This window comes from Anatilimnocola floriformis, from assembly GCF_024256385.1.
Classification (GTDB): domain Bacteria; phylum Planctomycetota; class Planctomycetia; order Pirellulales; family Pirellulaceae; genus Anatilimnocola; species Anatilimnocola floriformis.
Genome location: NZ_JAMLFW010000001.1, coordinates 4,889,334 through 4,903,727, shown reverse-complemented (window position 1 = coordinate 4,903,727; position 14,394 = coordinate 4,889,334). Strand labels below are relative to the sequence as shown.

At 57.9% G+C, this 14,394-nt stretch carries 15 protein-coding genes; 5 read left to right on the top strand and 10 right to left on the bottom strand.

Features of this window, described 5'->3' with window-relative positions:
* The first annotated feature begins 35 nt into the window (after positions 1-35).
* Positions 36-395: a rhodanese-like domain-containing protein gene (locus M9Q49_RS19210; protein WP_254510442.1), complete on the top strand. Its 360-nt coding sequence runs from the start codon at positions 36-38 to the stop codon at positions 393-395.
* 12 nt (positions 396-407) lie between these two features.
* Here the strand turns inward: M9Q49_RS19210 and M9Q49_RS19205 are convergent, their stop codons facing one another.
* Both M9Q49_RS19205 and M9Q49_RS19200 read right to left on the bottom strand, forming a co-directional pair.
* The gene (locus tag M9Q49_RS19205; protein ID WP_254510441.1) at positions 408-1,292 is read right to left on the bottom strand and encodes a right-handed parallel beta-helix repeat-containing protein; all 885 of its coding nucleotides are present in this window, start codon (positions 1,290-1,292) and stop codon (positions 408-410) included.
* 94 nt (positions 1,293-1,386) lie between these two features.
* A complete protein-coding gene (locus tag M9Q49_RS19200; protein WP_254510440.1) occupies positions 1,387-2,595 on the bottom strand; it encodes a class I SAM-dependent methyltransferase in 1,209 nt (402 codons plus the stop codon).
* Between the two features lie 56 nt (positions 2,596-2,651).
* On the opposite strand from M9Q49_RS19200, the gene M9Q49_RS19195 reads away from it, so the two are divergent.
* From M9Q49_RS19195 to M9Q49_RS19185, 3 genes are all read left to right on the top strand, one after another.
* Positions 2,652-3,071 carry a hypothetical protein gene (locus M9Q49_RS19195; protein ID WP_254510439.1) on the top strand — a complete coding sequence of 140 codons (420 nt, stop codon included), beginning with the start codon at positions 2,652-2,654 and terminating at the stop codon, positions 3,069-3,071.
* 36 nt (positions 3,072-3,107) lie between these two features.
* Positions 3,108-3,887, top strand: a complete 780-nt coding sequence (locus M9Q49_RS19190) for a DUF6690 family protein (protein ID WP_254510438.1) — start codon at positions 3,108-3,110, stop codon at positions 3,885-3,887.
* Positions 3,888-3,961: 74 nt separating this feature from the next.
* On the top strand, positions 3,962-4,420 hold the full coding sequence (locus tag M9Q49_RS19185; RefSeq protein WP_254510437.1) for a hypothetical protein: 459 nt from the start codon (positions 3,962-3,964) through the stop codon (positions 4,418-4,420).
* 7 nt (positions 4,421-4,427) lie between these two features.
* Here the strand turns inward: M9Q49_RS19185 and M9Q49_RS19180 are convergent, their stop codons facing one another.
* The 5 genes from M9Q49_RS19180 to M9Q49_RS19160 form a co-directional block, all read right to left on the bottom strand.
* A complete protein-coding gene (locus M9Q49_RS19180) occupies positions 4,428-5,126 on the bottom strand; it encodes an RDD family protein (RefSeq protein WP_254510436.1) in 699 nt (232 codons plus the stop codon).
* A gap of 87 nt (positions 5,127-5,213) precedes the next feature.
* Entirely contained in the window at positions 5,214-7,466 is a 2,253-nt protein-coding gene (locus M9Q49_RS19175) for a serine/threonine protein kinase (RefSeq protein ID WP_254510435.1), read from the bottom strand.
* Between the two features lie 116 nt (positions 7,467-7,582).
* A complete protein-coding gene (locus M9Q49_RS19170; protein ID WP_254511894.1) occupies positions 7,583-9,328 on the bottom strand; it encodes a mu-protocadherin- cell-suface protein in 1,746 nt (581 codons plus the stop codon).
* A gap of 43 nt (positions 9,329-9,371) precedes the next feature.
* The gene (locus tag M9Q49_RS19165) at positions 9,372-10,469 is read right to left on the bottom strand and encodes a YybH family protein (protein WP_254510434.1); all 1,098 of its coding nucleotides are present in this window, start codon (positions 10,467-10,469) and stop codon (positions 9,372-9,374) included.
* A 203-nt stretch (positions 10,470-10,672) separates the two neighbouring features.
* Positions 10,673-11,941: an MFS transporter gene (locus tag M9Q49_RS19160; protein WP_254510433.1), complete on the bottom strand. Its 1,269-nt coding sequence runs from the start codon at positions 11,939-11,941 to the stop codon at positions 10,673-10,675.
* Positions 11,942-12,416: 475 nt separating this feature from the next.
* On the opposite strand from M9Q49_RS19160, the gene M9Q49_RS19155 reads away from it, so the two are divergent.
* Positions 12,417-12,686, top strand: coding sequence for a hypothetical protein (locus M9Q49_RS19155; protein ID WP_254510432.1), 270 nt, complete (start codon positions 12,417-12,419; stop codon positions 12,684-12,686).
* Between the two features lie 112 nt (positions 12,687-12,798).
* Here the strand turns inward: M9Q49_RS19155 and M9Q49_RS19150 are convergent, their stop codons facing one another.
* The 3 genes from M9Q49_RS19150 to M9Q49_RS19140 form a co-directional block, all read right to left on the bottom strand.
* Positions 12,799-13,155, bottom strand: coding sequence for a hypothetical protein (locus M9Q49_RS19150; protein WP_254510431.1), 357 nt, complete (start codon positions 13,153-13,155; stop codon positions 12,799-12,801).
* An 82-nt stretch (positions 13,156-13,237) separates the two neighbouring features.
* Positions 13,238-14,020 carry a LamG domain-containing protein gene (locus M9Q49_RS19145; protein ID WP_254510430.1) on the bottom strand — a complete coding sequence of 261 codons (783 nt, stop codon included), beginning with the start codon at positions 14,018-14,020 and terminating at the stop codon, positions 13,238-13,240.
* The gene (locus tag M9Q49_RS19140) at positions 14,020-14,388 is read right to left on the bottom strand and encodes a hypothetical protein (RefSeq protein WP_254510429.1); all 369 of its coding nucleotides are present in this window, start codon (positions 14,386-14,388) and stop codon (positions 14,020-14,022) included. Before M9Q49_RS19140 ends, M9Q49_RS19145 begins: the two co-directional genes overlap by 1 nt.
* Positions 14,389-14,394 lie beyond the last annotated feature (6 nt).

Here is a 14,394-nt window from a genome sequence, read left to right as displayed (position 1 = left end):
CAATAAAGCTTTGCCATTCTCAGAAAGGATCTGACATGCCCCATCCGCCGCGCTTCGAACAACTGACCGCCGATGCCAAGACGCGCATCAAAGAAATTTCCGCCACCGATGCGTACGAGCAGCAGAAGCAGGGCGTGCTGATCATCGACACGCGCGAAGCCGATGAGTTCGCGGCCGGGCATGCGGTCGGCGCGATCCATCTGAGCAAAGGTGTGGTCGAGCTAAAGATCGAGCCGACGGTGCCAGATACCGCGACGCCAGTCATTTGCTATTGCGGCGGCGGTTATCGCTCGGCGCTGGTGGTCGATAACCTGCAGAAGATGGGATACACCAACGTGCAATCGCTGGCCGGTGGTTACAAAGCTTGGAAGGCAGCCGGCTTGCCGGTCGAGTGAGTTCGATCGCCGTTACGGCTTGATTTGAAACACGCGGCCGCCGTCGCGAACCAGCGCAGGGGCCGACTTGGAATCGAGTTCGCAATCGCGAATGGTCGTTTGCGAATACCCTTCAGCCCGCAGCTGCGAGTTGCCGTTTCCGGTGCCGGTACATTGATCGAGCGTCACGCGCGACGCGCCGCCAACGGTAAAGCCGCTCCGGCCGTTGTCTTGGCTGACCACGCCCAACAGCTTCGTTTTGTAAGCCGTATCAGCGGCATTCACGCCGTCGAGTTCAAAGCCGCGCACCGTCAGATCGCTGATCTGTACGTCTTCGACCTGATAGATGGTGATACCTGTTCGCAGGCCGCAGCACGACAGGTTGTAGCTCGCAGGAATCTTATCCTTCTCACAACAAAAATAGATCTGGCCTTGAATGAGCGTCCATTGCAACGGCTTGAGCATTGCCCGGGCATCGCCTTGCGAGGCGATGAACTCGGCAGGTTGATCGTTGAGGAACAGCCGCTGATATGCACCGCGCGGCGGCCTGACGCGAAACGTTTGGCCGCTGACAAACTCCCATTCGCCGTTCGCCAGCGACAGCGAGCCGTCGAGCGTAGCGCCATTGCCGATCAGTTCGAAGGGGTACGTCGCAATGCCGGAGTGAAAACCGCCGCTAATCGCAATGCTCTCGCGATAGGGGCTGCCGGGATTGTTCGCGAGAATAATCCGATCGCCCTTCTGGGCCAGTCGCAGCGCTTTCGCAATCGTGCGCACCGGGCCATTGCCGACGCCGAGCGACTTCGCCTCAAGGCCGTTCCGCCGATCATCGCCGGCGAGGTTATCGACGTAGATGTTTGCCGCCGAACAAATGTCGGCGGTTGTCAGAATCAAAGCGATCAGCCAGAGAGAACGCATAGTTGGCGCCTGCGAGAGTTGCGAATGCTCAACCATAGCACACAGTAGGCTGTTTGGCGGAGAATCGGCAGGAGCTGATTCGACGGCAGAATCGTCACGACTCTCCGCGGAGTACCGAAGAGAGGGGATCAAGGACACGTTCCGCCACAATCGCTTTCACCTGATCGCCCACCGGCGTCACAAAAATCACGGCCGCATTCTCACCAGCGGCGAGAATCTGCCGGCGAACATAATGCGGCTGAAGTTCCACGCCCCGCTTCTTGATTTCGAGTTGGCCCAGCTGATGCTCGCGACAATACGCTTTCAGTTTGCGCAGGTCGTAAGGAAGAACATCACGAACGCGAAATGCGGTGAGCAGCTTCTGATTAACTTGATGATCAGCAGTCAAATAACCGCCGCCGGCTGTGATGGCAGCGAGGTCATGTTCTGCTGCCATTGCGCCCGCTAGTTGTGCAGCAAGGACCGCAGCATCGGGTTCGTAAATGTATTGCAGAACTGCATCTGCTGGCTGGAACGGCAGGTTCGCGTCGCCGACGAACGAAGTGACTTCGCCGCCGCTGGCCACAACCGTGGCGACATGCTGATGCGCATGCTGTGCGAGTTCGCCGAACCAGAGCACTTGCTGCCGACATTCGCCGCGGCTGCCGAGCCATTGGCGCTCATGCGGCGGCCATTCGCTCGGATTTACTTCCGCTGCCGGCGCGATTTTTACGGCAGCGTGCGGATTTTTTTGCAACATTTCACGCAGCAGTTCCGGCCCAGGCTCATAATCGCTGAGCTCAATCGTGCGCTCGCCGGTCGCTCGACGATCGGGATCCATGTGCCAGGCCGCGACTTCCGCAACAGCCTCTGCAGCGGCAATCTGCGCGTGAACTTGCGCGTTCTCCGGCAAACGCAACTTCAAATTGCATTCTGCGTAGTGAGCCGTTGTGGCGTCTGCATCCCAGGCCGAAACCGGGCCGCGCCTGGCCAGCGCGAGCGCATCGCCACCGATGCCGCAGCAGAGATCGGCAATCGATCCCTGCGGAAAACGGGCTGCTTTGTAGCCGGCCAGCGCTTCGTCGGTGCATTGCTCCAGTCCTTTGCGGGTGAAAAACATCGCGCTCGGATCGGCAAATTTATCGCGGGCACGATTGCGGAGCTCGACTTGTTCCAGCAGCAGATGCGTGCGCGTGGCCGAATGCGATTTTCGCAAGCTGGCCGCCAATCGCACGTCGACTTGCCCAGCGGCGCGGAGTTTTTGCTGCAATTCCTCGAGCAACGGTTGGGCGGCGGCAGAGGTGAGCCAGTGATGATCTTCCATGCGGATGGTGCTGAGCCTGATTGCTTTGAAACGTTCTTCCAGGGATCATACGCAGCATGGCTTCGCCCGTCGATCTACTCGGCATGTATTTGCATCTGGCCCGCGCTGCGGCTCGGCGGCAGCGTTTGCTCGTTCGCGATCGACTCTTGTTTCTCGCGGCTGCCTTGGCTCATGATCTGCAATTGCCTGCCGTGGCCGCTTGTTGCCGGGCGCGAGTGCTGGAACACAACGCCGGCCACTTGCTCCATCGCTGGGACACCGTTGCCGAAGGAGCCGATGGCGATGACTTTGCCGCGCTGCGGCAACAATTGCTGAGAAAGTATCCTCCCGAGCGCGCCGAGGAACTGCTGCAGTCGCTGCGAATCGAGTGGCGGAACGAACGGGCCGCTTATTACAGCGACGAAGAATACGCGGCGGCGCTGCTTGGCTTGACCGTCGATGACCTGGTGCGGCAGTACGGATCGCAGGGCATCTAGCGGCGGCCGGCGCTCGTGGCGAGAAATCGATCAGCGATGACGATGAGAGAAGTGGCGAATTGTCGCTGCGAACAGTATCTCTTGCCGGGGCTCGGGGCCATCGCGATGTTCAATCGGGGAACGTTGTTCTTGCTCGTGCTGGGAGCCGCGATCGTGGTTCCTTACGTCATGTTCGACGAAGGTCTATCGAAGACCGCGCGCACGGAGTGGCAACGTTTCTTCGGCGGCAGTTCGGCGCCAGCTGCCAACAACGCGAGCATGGCCAGCTGGTTCCAAGCCGCTCCGCAAGGGATCCCGCAATTCGATGCCGGTCCGCAGTTGCCGCCGATCAGTCTCGAAGAAGCGCTGCGGCTCGACATCAGCTCGGTGTGGGTCACTTCGCATTGGTCGCGCGTGAACACCGTTGCCGGCGAAGGGGATGAGATGGGCCTGCGCGTGGCGCTCGTTTCCGGCACACAGCCGACCGACATCGCCGGCTCGTTGACCTATTATTTCGATCAACGCCACCAATTGCAGCGGATAACGTTCACCGGCCTGACGGGCGATGAGAGCCGCGTCATCACACACCTGATGACCAAATTCGGACTGCGGCCGCAACCAACGGTCGTAGCCGGTCTTTATCAGGCGCCGGCCGGGCCTGGCAAAGTGAGTCAGGCTCAGGTAAATCATCTGCCAGTGGTGCAAGCGGCGGCGATCAACGCCCGGGCTGAACTGGCGATCGAAATCTTTCGGCCGGGCCCGATCACGCCCGTTTCGGCGGCCAAAGACATGACGCCAGCGAAGACCCAGCAGGTGAAATCGCCTCGGATTTGGTAAAGGACAAAACCAAACGAGCCTGCGGATCGTCTCAGCCTGGGAATGAGATTTCTCCCTCACTGAGAGATGTGCCGATGCTTCGCCGCCATTTTTTGCTCGCTCTGATCGTTGCTACGCCTGCTGTTGCCTGGGGCCAGGCCGAAAAGGCACCCAAGTCCGAATCGGCGGATAAGCCTGCCGAGAAAACAGTTGAGAAGATCGAGAACACCGATCCCGATCGACTCGCGCGAGCGCCCGTCGTACTGCGGGCCAAGCTCATCCGCCCACTCGGCGGCGAGACGGGCGTGCATTGGTATCAGATGAAAGTGATCGAAACGCTGAAGAACACCGTGCGACAGAAATTCGGTCCGGCCCAGGATGTCTTCACGGCCAATCGTATCGGCCCTGGCATCAAGGCCGATCCCGGCCCGCCAGCGGAAGAATGCACGATCTACATCGAGCCCATCGTCCAGCGCGTTGGCACCACTGATGTGACCCACTGGCGATTGCTCGACGGCAATTCGACGAACGGTGTGAGTCACGTGGCGAAGTGATGACTAACTAGTCGGCTTCCACCACTGTGGTACCGGCGAGATAGTCGTGCAGGCAGCGGCGCGAATCGCCAAAGATGAACAGCACGTCGATCAAGCTGAAGAACGGAATGAACGACAAGGCGAAGCGAACCCAGTTGCGCAGGATCACGCCGCAGATGAAGCCCGGGTTGCCGCCGTGCGGATCGACGATCTTCATGCCGAGCAAATACTTGCCGATCGACTGACCGCGGCTGGCGATCATGTTCCATTGAATCAGCAGGAGCATGAGCAATGGGAAGTAGATCACCGCTTGCGCGTTGAGTTTGTCCCAGTTGAATTCCTTGATGCGCAGCGCGTGCTGACTGAACAGCCCTTGCGATATCAGCAGGCTGACGAGCAAGACGCCCGCAGCCACGGCGAGGCCCATCAGCAGGCCATCGACCAGTGCGCCGACGAAGCGTTTCCAATGCGGCGCGAGTGGGGCGTTTTGACCGACCATGAATCCCGCAAGAGCCGCCGCGCTCGGCTCGCTGCCGAACGAGCGTTCGCGGCCACGCGGTTTGTAACCGCCGTACTCGCTGGCTTGCGATTCCAGATCGGGAACGATCAGCGCCTGACCGCAGAACTCGCATGCTTGTTCGGTGCCGGCTTCGGAAGCGTCGGAGGTGAGCGTGCGGTAGCAGCGCGTGCAGCGATGCTGAACTGGTTGCTGAAGTGTAGTGGTCATGTCTGCCCCTCGAAATGAGCGCGAAAATCGCACTCAACTCTAGGTCGCACGGCAGCCAATGCGGCGCGGCTGGCAGGGTTATAACGATTACGAGGGCGGCGGATTGTCGCCATCGTAGACAATCGTCCGGTCAAGACCGCTCGCCACAGTACCGCCGGACTGCGGCAGCGGTGAATTGCCCGCGCCTGCCGTTTGCTTTCGCTCGTGTCGGCTCCACCAACCTTCGGCTGCTTCTCGCGTCCAAGGTTGTTGCGGCGTGATTCGATCGAGCAGATTGGCGAGGTCTCGCGCCGTCTGCGGACGTTTGGCGCGATTCTTTTCCAGGCACGCCAGCAGCGCGTGCTCGAGTTCCTGCGGCACGGATTTTCCCAGTCGCTGCGACGGCAACTCAGGAACTGCATCGATATGTTGCTGACACAATTCGTTCAGCGTGCGAGCACTGAATACCGTAAAGCCGGTCAGCAAAAAGTACCCCACGGCGCCTACGGCGTAGATGTCGCTGCGGGCATCGATCATGTCGGGCGATTGAATAGCTTCGGGCGACATGTAGAGCGGTGTGCCGCTGAGCGTGCGCGAACTGGCATCCGACCGTTCGTTGAGCGATTTCACCAGGCCGAAGTCGAGCACCTTCACTACGTCGGGTTCGGCGCCGCGACGATTGAGCATGATGTTCGCCGGCTTGATGTCGCGATGCACCAGGCCCAGCGAATGAGCTTCGTACAGCGACGCACAAACTTGCTTCAAAATCTCGATCACGCGACCATCGGGTTGCGCGCCGTATTTCTCAACCAGCGACTCGAGGTTGATACCGTCGAGAAACTCCATCGCGTAATAAAACACGCCTTCGGGAGTGCGACCGTAGTCGTAGATCGCCACCGTGTGCGGATTGTTGAGCTGGCAAGTAATCTGCACCTCACGCTCAAAACGCCCGATCGAGGCTTCGCTGACGCGGTCTGGCTCGAGCATCTTCACCGCCGTGGGACGGCGCAACATGGCATGATGGCCGCGATACACGACACCCATGCCGCCGGCGCCGATTTGTTCCTCGAGTCGATACTGACCGAGCTGTCGCGCTTCGATGGCCGACTTCTGCGCTTCGCGTTGCAACCGCGAAACGATGATCGTGAAAATAAAGATCGCGATCGCGGCAACGATCAGCAGCGCAAACAGGCTGAAGAAAACTCGCTGCAAAATCGTTAGTGGCCGGAACGCTTCGGAGTAATCGATCTTCGTAACCAAGCCCATCTCATACTTCGGCAGCCAGGTCCACGCGGCCACGTTCGGCACGCCTCGATAGTCGCGATTACCGCCGAGGCTGTATCCGGTGTCTCCAGAAATCGCTTTCTTGGCCGAGTTCGTCAGCGGCAGTTCTGCGCGACGTTTGCCGGGGCGAAAGCCAGTGGCCAGGTTGCCACCGGGATCTCGCATTTGCACGTTGAGAATCGAAGCTGTGTCTGGCGTATCGGGAATGACGCCGAGATCGATCAGCTCACGATCGAACCGACTGTTCGAAATCAGCGTGCCGTTTTTATCGATCGCGTACGTTTCGCCCGTCGCGCCGAACTTGCCATGCTGGATGATGTCGGTGAATTCCCGCTCTGGCCGAATCCGCAAACCGAGCAGCGCGATCACGCGAAAGTTGCTATCGCGCACCGGCACGCAAGCAAACATCGTCGGCAACCCGGCCCGCATTCTTCCCAGATGATCCTTCAGCAGCGTGATGCTCGCAAACGGCACGCTGACCGACGGCGCGCCGTCGAACACGCGCGAGAGAAACTCTTCGTAGTTCGGTTGCTTGTGGCCGATGAGTCCTTCTTCGTTCGAAGCGACGATCCGTTGATCGCGATCAAAGATCGCGTAGCCGGCGAACTGATGGGCTTGCTGACCGGGCTCGAGTTCGGCGGTAAGCGCGGCGCGAATGACCGACAAAGGTCGCTGGCCCGCCGGTGGACCATCACCCTCGCCAATCGGCTTCAGCGCTACAAGCAACTCGGCCACCAGATCGCGCAGTTCCACTTCACTGGCAATTGAGCTGGCATTCGACTCTTGCACCTCAAACCACTTTTCGAGCATCGCCTTTTCGATATCGCGCAGTGTCACCAGTTGATTGGTGAGATTGTCTTCCATCGTCCGTTGGATCGACGACTTGATAAAGAACCCGATTGTGGCCAATACGACGAACGCAATGATCGGCCAGATCCACAGCTGTTTCTTCAGCACCACGCCGGTCCGCGAGATGGTGCGGCCGATCGAAGTTTGGCCGAAGGTGAGATGTGCCTGCCCCGCGCCGCCAGAATTCGGGCGGTTGCGGCCGGTCAGAACGTTGATCCAATTCCACATGTGGCGAGCGACAATCACAAGAAGCGGGCAAGAAGGCTACGGACAAATTGTCCGTAGCCACAACCCTTGATAGTAATTGCAGCCTTCAGCGGCCGCAAAAACAGATGTTACAACCGTTACGGCAGTAAATCCGTGCCTTTCGACTCTTCCTCAGGAGCATCCAACCGCACCAGCAGATAGGTATCGGTCTGATTCACGCCGTGATGGACGAGCGCCGGCGCGGTGTCCTGCGTCAGGTTGAAGATACCGGTCTCCATCACCACATCGTTGTTACTGCCGATAGTGAAGGCCACGCGCTGCGTCTTTTTATCGACGTTGCCTTGCACCGGATACGTCTTGTCGGTCAGCTGGTTGTAATACGTTCCCGACACGACGCCGTCCTGGTTCACCGCGAGCTGAATCGTCTTCGTCGTCTCCTTGTCATTCTCACCGCTCGAGATGGCAAAAGTTCCCAGCGGCAACCATTCCATCTTGGCAGCCACGGCTTGATCCGGTTCGGCCGGGTAATTTACCGCGGCGAGAGTCGCGGCGCTCTGCGCATATTCTGCGCTCGTCGCCACCTGCTGGCCGTCGATGTAGACCGAGTTGTCTTGATAGACAACGTTGCCCCCCGAGCCGTAGTCGTAGAACGTGCCGCCGCCCCAGCCGTAGCTCGGGAACCAATTGGTTACCTGGCCCCACGACGGATAACGCCACCAGTAGTTCCACGGGCGATACGGCCAGTAACCTTGATAGTGCCACCAGCAGTGATTGCACGGATGGTTGTGCCACCAGTTGTTATTGAACCAACCGTTGTGATAACCGGGCCAGCGATTCGCGATGCCGTTGCCCCAATTCTGATAGTGGTTCCAGCGGTTCGGATGATTGTTGACCCAGTTGTTCATCGTGGGTCGATTCACGACGTTGTTAATATTGTTGTTGATGACATTGATGTCGTTCGGCCGCAGATTCGCCCAACCCGGACGATGACCGATGTTGGTGATGTCGCCGATGTTAATCGGACGATCGGGCCGGTTCGGACGATTGTTGTTGCCGCCACCACCGCCACCGCCCGGTCGCAGATCGGGCCAACGCTCGCCCCCGCCACCTTCACCGGGACGCGTGGGCCGTTGCACTCCACCACCACCTTCGCCAGGACGAGTTGGTCGTTGCACACCGCCGCCGCCTTGGCCCGGCCGGGTATCGTGACCAGGGCGGAAGTCACCATGGTCAGGACGGTTGATCGGCCGTTGTGTACCGGAGCCACCCGCGCCGGGAAAACTCGGCAACGGCGTGGGGCGTTGAATTCCACCACCACCCGCGCCCGGTCGGCTGGGCAGCGTCGAGGGACGATCGTGAATGCCGAGGAAATCTTCGACGTTGCCGTTCGATGGATGATTGCCACCAGGCCGAGTTGCACCGCCGGGGCGATTACCGCCGGGATTGAAGTCGATCGACGGCCGTGATGGCTGCGAAGGCCGATTGGCAATGCCGCCGCTTCCAGGCCGCGAACCGAAATCGGGCAACGACGAAGCGCCGCCGCCACCCGGTCGAGTCGTCGGCCGATTGAAATCATGAATCGACGGCTGCGGCCGCGAGATTTGTGGACTAGGGCGACTGATGTTCGGCGAGGGCCGTGAAATATTCGGCGAAGGGCGCGAGATGTTGGGTGACGGCCGACTGATGTTTGGCGAAGGCCTGCTGATATTCGGTGATGGACGCGACATGCCGCCACCGCCACCTCCAATATGCGCGCCACCACCACCGCCCATGCGGGCTCCGCCGCCACCTCCACCACCGCCGCGAATGCCGCCGGCGTTGGCAGTCAACGAGAGAGAACTTATCAGCACAGCTACCGCTGCGAAACGAATGTAATAGGACATATCAGGTACCTGCGAAGATTGAATGGGGATGACCAATCGCGAACTACTTACTTTCCTCAGTCACAATTCGCTTCATCTTCACTACCGGTTTTGCCGGCTGCAGTTCGCCGTCGATCTCGGCCCCAACCAGCTGACTGGTCATCGAATTTTCACCCGTCTTCTTAAACACTTGCGTGACGATCGCGCTGCTGCCGTCGGGCATCGTGCCGCTGAGCGTGGCCAACCAACCGTCCTCTTCGCTCACCCAAAAGCCTTCGCCAAATCCACCTTCGCTGCCGAAGATCCAGCTGCGGATTCGTTCGTTCACCGGATCCCAGCCAATGATCTGCGTTCCTTGGCGAACAACTTCGTCCCCTTCTTCGACATGGTACGAGCGAATCAAAAAGGTCCGCTTCGAGTTCCAGCGAAACACATTGCGAACCTTCAAGCCGTCGGTCGTCCCTTCATCGTGCCATTCACCGACGAGCCAATCGAGCTCTTCCAGGTTGTCTTGAATGGTCGCCGCGTGGTCGAGTTCGGTTTCCACGCCGCTGTCGAGCAGCCAGGTTCCCTTCACCTGCTTGAAGATCGCCGAGAAGTCGGTGGCTACCGCATCATCGTCGCCTTTGTCGCGCACCGTCACGGTCGCTTCGACCTGGGCGACGTCAGCCGTGATCATGCGAATGGAATGAATGGTCGCCGAGAGTTCGACCTTCGGCCGCCGCTTGAAGATATCGGCGTACGCAGCTTGAATGTCTTCGCGCCCGGTGATTCGGTCGCCCGAACTGCGATCGGTGTAGATTGCATCGCTTGCCCAGCAAGCGGCTGTCTTCGCCGCGTTGTGCGAATTAAACGCATCGCCAAAGGCGTCAATGGCTTTCAAAATCGGCGCGTGCTCGGTTTCTTTTGCCGCGACCTTCTCGGGCTTCTTGTCTACTTTCTTCTCCGGCTTTGGCTCGGGCTTCTCGGTTTTGTTCTCCGGCTTTTTTTCTGGCTTGTCAGCCTTCTCTGGTTTCGCCGGCTGTTTCTGTTCTGGTTTGCCTTCGTCTTTTTTTCGCGGCTTCGAACCTTCGTCACCCACGGCCAAGCCATAGCAGGCGAGGGCTACCACTGCACACAACAAGAACCGATGAAGTCGCAGCAAAGACACGTGCTCACGCATGATGTGAAATCTCCTCAGAACAGAAGCTCGCCGCTGGCCGTTGGGAAAACGGATGGACCTGGGCAGGCGGAGAGGTTGACGTCCCACGAGCAGCCACGCGGGGCCGCTCGGAATAACAATCCCCGGCGCGAAGCGAGCGCGAGGAGAAAAGTGGCTTCCAGCAACCGGAAATATAGCTCGCGCCACGAAAAAAGCCTAGCAGCCTACAGATTCATCTCCGCCGCCGCCCCGCTTTGATTGGCTTCTTCAATTTCCTTTTGCTTGACTCCTTCGCGTCCGTCATAACGCAAGAATTTCGGCAAGAGCAGGGCCAATATCAAGATTGCGAAAACGCAAATCAGGCCGCCAGAAATTATCGCCGTCGGCACACCGAATTCTTCCGCGACCACGCCCATCTTGGCATTTCCGAGCATCGGTCCCGCGAGATACGAAATCACCTCGATACTCGCCAAACGACCTCGCAGAAAATTCGGAATCGTCTGATTCCAAATCGAACCCCGAAAGATCCCCGAGATCGCATCCCAAAAACCAGCCAGCGCCAGAAAGCCGAGCGCGAGCCAAATGTTCGTCATGTATCCAAAGCCGACAATCGCCAGGCCCCACAGCACCGCGGCGATAGTGATCATCAAGCCATGGCGATGCACATGCTTAGTCCAGCCGGAGGTTAAACTCGCCACCAGAGCACCGGTGGCGATCGCGGCGGGAAACGCACCGACATATTGCTCGCCATAGATCTTCCCAAGCGCCGGATAGAGCGCCTGCGGCATTGCAAAAAACATGGCCGCCATGTCGACGAGATAGGTGCCGAGCAACTCTTGACGACTGAGCGCGTACGACCAGCCTTGGAAAGTGGCCTGCAGCGACGGCCGATCGGCATGCTCGCGACTTGGATCGGCCCTTAGCAAAAACACTGCAATGAGCGATGCCAGGAACGTTGTCACATCAAAGCCATAGGCAACGGTCGAACTGTATTGTGCTGCGACAATTCCACCGAGCGCAGGACTGATGATGGCGCCCAGGCAATAACGCACCGCATTCAGCGCCATGACGGCCGGCATGTGTTCGGGCGGGACCACCTTTTGAATGAAGGACTCAAACGCCGGCCGCTGTACGGCTGCGAACCCTGCATGCAGCGCCACCGCGACAAATAGCACCCAAACCTGCGGTTGTGCGAGGCAACTGTTCGCCAGCAACAAGGCAGTCGCCAGTGTTTGCCCGATCTCGGTCACTCGCAAGATCTGCCGCCGATCAAAAGCATCGGCCAGCGCACCGCCGATGATCGCCAGGATCACCATCGGCACGAACTCGGCCAGGTAAATATAGCCGACCATGGCATTCGATCCGGTCAGCTTGAACATCTGCACCGGCACGACGATGAAGGTCATCATCGAACCGAAGTAAGAAATCAACTGACCGAAAAACAGCAGCCGATAATCGCGCGAGACCCGGAGAGGGGTGATGTCTAAGAGCATGCGACCATTGCTAACGGACACGTGGCGGGATCGTCAAGATGAGGAGCGGCAAGCTTCCCTCACTAGTCGTCGAAATCGATGGTTAGCATTTCCTCGTCTGCGTATGGGCTCCAAAAATCAGGCCGAAGCTGACGATCGATGTGTTCGAGCGGCCAATAGAATCTCGCCGCTCCCCTCCATTTTCCGCGGTAGTTGATCTCGCCAAGAAATGGATGGTGGCTATATGCCGGACACACGAGGCAAAGGTAACTGCCGAGATAAATGAGCGGCAGGCAAAGAAGCACGATGCCAACGACCGGGGGAGCGTGGGAATATTTGTTTTGAGCCATCTAACGAAATGCTGTGCTGCCGCAATTCGGGTCGATTTTTGAAAACTTACTCGGGAGACGGACTCTAGCTCGGTCAAGTTACGGCAACGATGCCGACAGTCGCAACCGCGATTGATCTGTTTAGTGGCCATGCGTATACTGTTCGAATGGACAGTGACACTCCATTTCACTTCATCGCTCGCGGCAGCACGGTTAGTCCGCCGAATCGTTTCGAGCACTCGCGACAGGAAGCCGATCACGAGCACGGGTTCGCCGAGGATGATTATCTGCCTGGCGAACGGCGGAAAGTAGAAACGGAGTTTTTGCCCGATCAAGCCGGCACGCTGATTCGCGAGAACGACAGCCCGGACGTTAATTTTCGTTATAGCATCAACGCCTATCGCGGCTGCGAACACGGCTGCGTTTATTGTTCTTGAGCGCCAACCCCTAACCGTGAAAATTGATCGGGTTTTCAAGGGCTAGGAAGATACGAAAAAAGCCTCGCAGGGGCTTCCTGCGAGGCTCTGTAAGCTTCGCTGAGCGGGGTTTCTACTTCCCGAAGGTTTCCAGCGATTTCAGAACTTCCTGTGCGGCCTGTACGCTCCCCGCAGCCTTCACGAAGTCCGAAGCGGTCTTGATAAGGCCCATTCCCCCGCTCGCAGCTACAGGCGGGAAGTCCATTTGCTTGCTCGCAGCCTTAGCGGGCTTCGCAGGAGCTTCGCCCCCTCTCGATTTCACAAGGCCCGCTTTCTGCTTCGCTGCGTGAATCGTAGGAATGCTAACTTCCACCCCCTTGTTAGCAAGCGCTTCCTGCACTTCCTTCGCTGTTAAATCTGAATGAGTTTTCAAGAATTCCATGACTTGTTCTTGCTTGCTCATCTCGCCCGCTGCCAGTTTCTTAGCCATTCGATTCGCTCCCTGTGTTAGAAAAACAAAACAAACCAAGGGAGCGAATATGCTCTGCGGGAGCGGGCTTGTCCACGGGCAGTTAGTGCCAGCTAGAATTTTCTTCACCTGAAAACTCAAGGAAGTTTTCATAATCGCAGATGTTCTCAAATTCAGCGAGAAACCACGCTGCGGATCGCTCACGAGGATGCAAGCGGACTTCCTGCAAGTTACCCTCTATTGAACTGCTACCGGGTTCGCCAAAGCGAGACAAATATGATGCACCTGCGGGCGCTAGTTCGGTTTCGCTAATCGCCTTTGAGCCATCTTGAACACCGTTTAAGAATACTTTCATTCCGGTGCCCGGTTTCCAATTCGCCGCAACGTGATACCACTGGTTTTGTGATAGCGCTGTGCTACCCGTGCAAAATTTATCATCGTCCGGCATGTCCGCAGTGTAGCAAATAGCATCCAGCCTGTTTAGGAAATCATAGCCAAATGCAAAGTTGCCACGAGAAAAAAACCTGCGAGGCTTGTAATAGGTTTCTACTTTGGCCCACATGCTCACGGCAAAGGGCTGCGTGGTAATCATGTTGTCTGAATCGAGCGTGATAAATTGCCGCCCATCGAAGTGCTGCGAGGGAAGGCAGAAAACCCCATCATCAACATCAGGCACCAAATCAGGATCGGTAGCATCCCCGCCACGCCCATCAAGATCGTGAATCGTGCGATCTTGATAATCACCAGCAGCACCCGTAGCGGTTTCATTCAATGGCTGGACCATTTCGTAGCCATCATAGGCATCATCAGCAACACGATACCGGGCGGACCCACCCCAGAGGATGCCGCCATTAGTAACCGGAAATTTTGGGCAACAGGTACTCATTATTCCTCACCATAGTAAACATAAAATATCGTGTCTTGGGCGCTCGTGATCGTGTCCAAGTGAACCGTATAAGTACCATCAGCACGAAAACCAAAGGGGAGAGGATTGTAATTTGCATCCTCGAATTGCACGTTGTCCTCGCCTTCCAAGTCTTTGTGATAAACGAACACTGTGAAGGAATATAAATCCTCTGATGTTGTTCCTGCGGGTATGGTTATGCGTCTGCGCTTGCGAAGCGGGAAACCACCCCAAACAATGCCACCGGGATCATCAAAGACACCACCCCAGACAATGCCCCCGTGCATCTCATCAACGTATGACACGAGGGAATCGCCTTCATCAAACAGGTGCGGAACGTAATAGCTCATGAATCT